Raw genomic sequence first — 4,656 nt, 5'->3', positions numbered from 1 at the left:
TATTTTCCCTACCATCGATGGCGCTGATGAAAAAGCTGTTTCGCACTAAATACGATGACCAAGCGCACAAATTTGCCGATGACTCCGACGATGCGAAGCCAGCCGGCGAGCGACCCGACTTATTGGATATGGCCAGAGGTTTGGCTATTGCGACCGTGGTCTGTGCCGTTGGCTTTGCGCTGTCAGATCTAACGGGGATCAGGGGCAGCGGTATTTTGTTTGTCACTGCGATCATTGTTGGGCTGGCGACCCTGTTTCCGAAAGTGATGGGCAGTATCCATGGAGCGGATCAAATCGGCACTTTTCTAATGCAGATTTTTTTCGCTGTCATTGGCGCGAGTGCAAATGTCATGATAGTTATCAAGGTCGGTCCCATTTTGTTCGTCTTTGCAGCGATCATCCTTGCGGTTCATTTGGCTTTCCTTCTGACCGCTGGCAAAATTTTTAAGCTCGACCTGGCCGAGATCGTGATTGCCTCAAATGCTAACATGGGCGGACCTACTACCGCAGCCGCGATGGCGGTGGCCAGAAAGTGGCAGCCCCTGGTCATTCCGGCGATCCTGTGTGGGACATTGGGCTATGCGGTTGCGACATTTATTGGCGTGGCGATTGGCTTTTGGTTGCAATAACTCGCGGCAAGGGAAAGTTGAACGTCTGGCAAAGAAATTATTTCGATTCTTGTAATCTGGCTGATGGATGTGGAGCGGGAGGAGTAGGATAATTATATATCGTAGGGGTTCAAGATTTTGAACCCCTACGAAAACCACAAGAACCCTATTCTGCTTATCTTCTCTTTTTCGTCACTTTTGCTTTTTTAACCGTTGTCTTTTTCCCACCTTTTGTCCTGGTGGTTTTCTTAGTTCCTTTTTTTACCGTCGTCTTACCGGTTTTTGTATTCCTGGTTTTCTTAACGCGCTTTGTAACGGTCGTGGTTCTACCGTTCCGTTTCGCGATCACCGTGACCTTTGTTTTCTTCTTAACCAAAGTCGAGAAGCGCGGCTTATAATTTATCCTAGTGACACTCCTGACCCGGCTGGTGTTTCTAACCGCAAACGTCGTCCGGCTGGTAAACCTGACCGTCCGGGTACGGTAAACATTCAAACTAACCGGACGGTACGGCCGGTACCAGCGTGGATAAAATCCAATCCGGAAAACAGAGCGGTACGGACGGTAGACCGGTCCATACATCCAGCTGATAATCGGCCAGGTGTGAATATGAACATGCGCCGGGGCAACATAATAATCGTAACCATAAATGATGTGATTGCCATGGAGCTGCATATTATATTCGTCGTCCGCCGTTTTTTCAACTTCGATAGTCGCTACATCCTGAAATTCATTTTCAGCAAGCGGCACTTGCAGGATGATAAGACGTGCGTCGCCATCTGCTTGCTCAACAACGCGGATAAAGTCGGCTTCATTATCTTCATTCAAGTCGAGATTGTTGATGCCGGTTTCAGAATCATTGAGAGCTCTCTCAAAGGATTCAAGATTTTCTGAATCCTGAAACAGGACGCTCACTGCCTTTAAGTCTAAACCGTCAGCGACTTCGGAAGTTGGCGCCACAATTGTAACGTCTTGCTGCGCTGATGAAACTGAAAAACTGAACATCAGCAACAACAAACTTGCGAGTTTTACAAATCGTGTTTTCATTTTGGTCTCCCATTTTGTTGATTAAACTCAAAATATTAAAGATAGTCATTTGCGCAAATTCTACCTCGCTTAATGCCTGCACTCAATACAATATGTATACCAAATTTATGAAAACCAATATAGATAATTGTTAAACCATCACTTACAATTATTATTCGTCTTCTTTATTTCATTTAAATGTGTACTTAACGGGACATTGTTGTTCTTTATGGTGCTACTTTGAGTCCCTTTCTTTTAAAATGCCCTACTTGGGAGGGTGTGACACTGGTTTGTTTGAAGGCGGAACTTTGTTAGGTGGTAAGGGGAAGAGGTTGTCAAAAGCCCAAAAATGTCATTCCGACCGAAGGGAGGAATCTGTCAAAACTCTATTATTAAGTTTCAAGAAAACAATTGCTTAAACCGTATTCCTCTGCCCTAACAGATTTCTCGCTTCGCTCGAAATGACAGGTACACGGTCCTTTTGGACAGCCCCCCAATGAGCACGCTAAAGCGTGAACTACAAACTATGTCATCTCTACTTTTGACAGGTTGCTATTGTTGTTTTGTACCTAAAACGCAGGTTCATGAATAATGCAGGTTAATATAAAAATTGTCAGGTTGGAGTGCAATTAAAATATGGTGAGAGTATTAAATATGCCCAGCGGCGCAGGCCGCCGGGCTATCCCAAGAGGTAGGAAAATTTGAGTTGCAATTACTTCTTATCGTTTGTTTGATTCTTAATGACCGTCATTGCCGACGCAATCATGCCGGACATGTCGGCAAGGTTGGAAGGAATGATCAAAGAATTATTGGTCTTGGCCAGTTTGCCAAACTCACCGATATATTGCTCGGCGACGCGAAGATTTACTGCATCCATACCGCCTTTTTCATTGATGGCCGAAGCAATTTCCCGAATCCCTTTCGCTGTGGCTTCCGCAACTTTTTCAATCTCGGCAGCGCTGCCCTCGGCTTCATTGATTCTTTTTTGCTTTTCACCTTCCGAACGGGCAATCAACTCTTGCTTGTCACCTTCCGCCACGTTTATTTTGGCTTGTTTCTCTCCTTCCGATTCAGCGATCATGGCGCGTTTCTCACGCTCGGCACGCATCTGTTTTTCCATCGCGTCTTTGATGCTTTGCGGCGGAACAATATTTTTAATCTCGTAGCGGGTCACCTTTACACCCCATGGGTCTGAAGCTTTATCGACCGCACCGACAACTGCTAAATTAATTGTCTCCCTTTCCTCAAACGTCCTGTCCAGTTCAAGTTTACCAACTACACTTCTCATGGTAGTTTGTGCCAGTTGCATCGAAGCAAACTGATAATCGTTGATGCCGTAAGAAGCATTTTTGGGGTCGGTTACCTGCAAATAAAGAATACCGTCCACTTCAACTGAAATATTGTCTCGAGTGATACAAGTTTGCGGCGGAACATCGATCGCCTGTTCTTTAAGGGTATGTTTGTAAGAGACTTGATCTAAAAAAGGGATAAGAATATGAAATCCTGCTCCTAAAGTTGTCCGGTATTTACCAAGCCGCTCCACAATAAAAGCCGATCTTTGCGGGACAATTCGAATTGTTTTAAAGAATGCAACCAATACAACAATGATAAGTCCAATTAAAAAAACCGTACCTGCTTCCATGATGAACCTCCCTTACGTTAATGGTTTAACAATCAGTGTAATATTATTTCGGCCAACTATCTCAACGGCCGCTCCCTGCGGGATAACCGTACCTGCTTCAGCACCCCAGTGGCTGCCTTGAAATTCAACCTTCCCGCCGGTTGCTGTTATTTCCCGGGTAACAACGGCTTTCTTGCCGACAAATTCGCTCAAGACTTCTTCACCTGCCTCGTTGGATTCGAAGCGGCCTTGAAGCAAACTCTTGAACCATTTTCTTAGAGAAATTAGCAGTAACAAAGAAGAAAGGATGAATATGGAAAGCTGCATATTGATAGAGAGATCAATAAACAGGCATAGAACCGCGACCAGCCAGGCGCCGATTCCAAAAAATAACATAATCACCCCCGGACTCGCAAATTCCAGAAGTAAAAGAAGAACTCCTACTGCAAACCAAACGACCGGCGGTTTTAACCACTCATTTAAAGTATCCATTTTTGATGAACCTCATTTTATTGGCAGTGCTAAATCTTGAAACAATTTAAGAGGATAACAAACAGTGTCAATATAAAACATGAAATTGAGTTTTATTCTTCAGGAGTTTTTTTGAGAATATCTTGCACGCAGTCTTTTTACTTTGTGGCAAAAAAGCTACACCTGTCGTCGTTTCTTCACATCTACAGCGAAGGTAGCAATTTAAAAATCCACATTGTTCCAAGCTGTAAGAACGCATTAACACTCATTTTTTAAATTGGCCCTAATTTTGCTTTCAGGGTAATTCATGTTCATAAGTGTATTATGAAAGAACGGAAAGGAACAACAAATTTGTAAACTTTAGTTACAGTTGGTCGTTAGATCGTTGGAATATTTCACCAATTCATGGAGGGTAAATTGTCCAGGACATTATCAATCGTATTTTTAGCCGCTTTTGTAACGAGTATGGCTATTGCGCAAACCAATCGAACTGCTAGCGTTAGCGGATTTATTTATGACGCTTCGAACGGTGAAGCTCTTATCGGAGCCAACGTGTTTCTCGAGAACACTCTCCTTGGCAGCAGTACAAATCTCAACGGTTACTACGTCATCCCGAAAATTCCGGCGGGGGAGAGCATACTGATTGTGGATTACATCGGTTACAAACAGTTTAAACGAAAATTAATTTTAACGCCGGGCGACATGAAAGTGGTAACTGTAAGTCTTGAAGTCGGTAACATCCAAATGGAAAAAGTGGTGGTAACCGGCGAGGCCTTAACCACGAGTGAAAGGCTTTTCCGGAAGCCGATTTCTAAAATTGAACTGACGCCTCGACAAATCAAGCAAATGCCGCAAGTGGCGGAAGCCGACTTACTGCGGTCGCTGCAAACGCTTCCCGGAATTTTGCCCATCTCGGATTTTTCATCCGCGCT

5 protein-coding genes are annotated in these 4,656 nt (G+C 44.2%); 2 read left to right on the top strand and 3 right to left on the bottom strand.

Annotation, left to right across the window (positions count from 1 at the left end; translation table 11 throughout):
- On the top strand, positions 1-629 hold a 629-nt coding region (locus IH879_20035; GenBank protein MCH7677218.1), incomplete at its 5' end, for a DUF819 family protein.
- Between the two features lie 154 nt (positions 630-783).
- On the opposite strand, the gene IH879_20030 is transcribed toward IH879_20035, so the two are convergent.
- The 3 genes from IH879_20030 to IH879_20020 form a co-directional block, all read right to left on the bottom strand.
- Positions 784-1,653 carry a hypothetical protein gene (locus IH879_20030; protein MCH7677217.1) on the bottom strand — a complete coding sequence of 290 codons (870 nt, stop codon included), beginning with the start codon at positions 1,651-1,653 and terminating at the stop codon, positions 784-786.
- Positions 1,654-2,344: 691 nt separating this feature from the next.
- On the bottom strand, positions 2,345-3,274 hold the full coding sequence (locus IH879_20025; GenBank protein MCH7677216.1) for a paraslipin: 930 nt from the start codon (positions 3,272-3,274) through the stop codon (positions 2,345-2,347).
- A gap of 12 nt (positions 3,275-3,286) precedes the next feature.
- Complete coding sequence (locus tag IH879_20020) at positions 3,287-3,745, bottom strand: NfeD family protein (protein MCH7677215.1); 459 nt, start codon at positions 3,743-3,745, stop codon at positions 3,287-3,289.
- A gap of 396 nt (positions 3,746-4,141) precedes the next feature.
- Between IH879_20020 and IH879_20015 the strand changes: the two genes are divergently transcribed.
- On the top strand, positions 4,142-4,656 hold a 515-nt coding region (locus IH879_20015; protein MCH7677214.1), incomplete at its 3' end, for a carboxypeptidase-like regulatory domain-containing protein.

This window comes from candidate division KSB1 bacterium (assembly GCA_022562085.1).
Taxonomy (GTDB): domain Bacteria; phylum Zhuqueibacterota; class Zhuqueibacteria; order Oceanimicrobiales; family Oceanimicrobiaceae; genus Oceanimicrobium.
The sequence above is the reverse complement of the archived record's forward strand: the minus strand, read 5'-3'. Positions and strand labels throughout refer to the sequence as shown.

Bases quoted from the DNA above. Each gene is read 5' to 3' on its own strand.
- IH879_20030 (MCH7677217.1), bottom strand. From the start codon at position 1,653: ATGAAAACACGATTTGTAAAACTCGCAAGTTTGTTGTTGCTGATGTTC.
- IH879_20025 (MCH7677216.1), bottom strand. From the start codon at position 3,274: ATGGAAGCAGGTACGGTTTTTTTAATTGGACTTATCATTGTTGTATTG.
- IH879_20020 (MCH7677215.1), bottom strand. From the start codon at position 3,745: ATGGATACTTTAAATGAGTGGTTAAAACCGCCGGTCGTTTGGTTTGCA.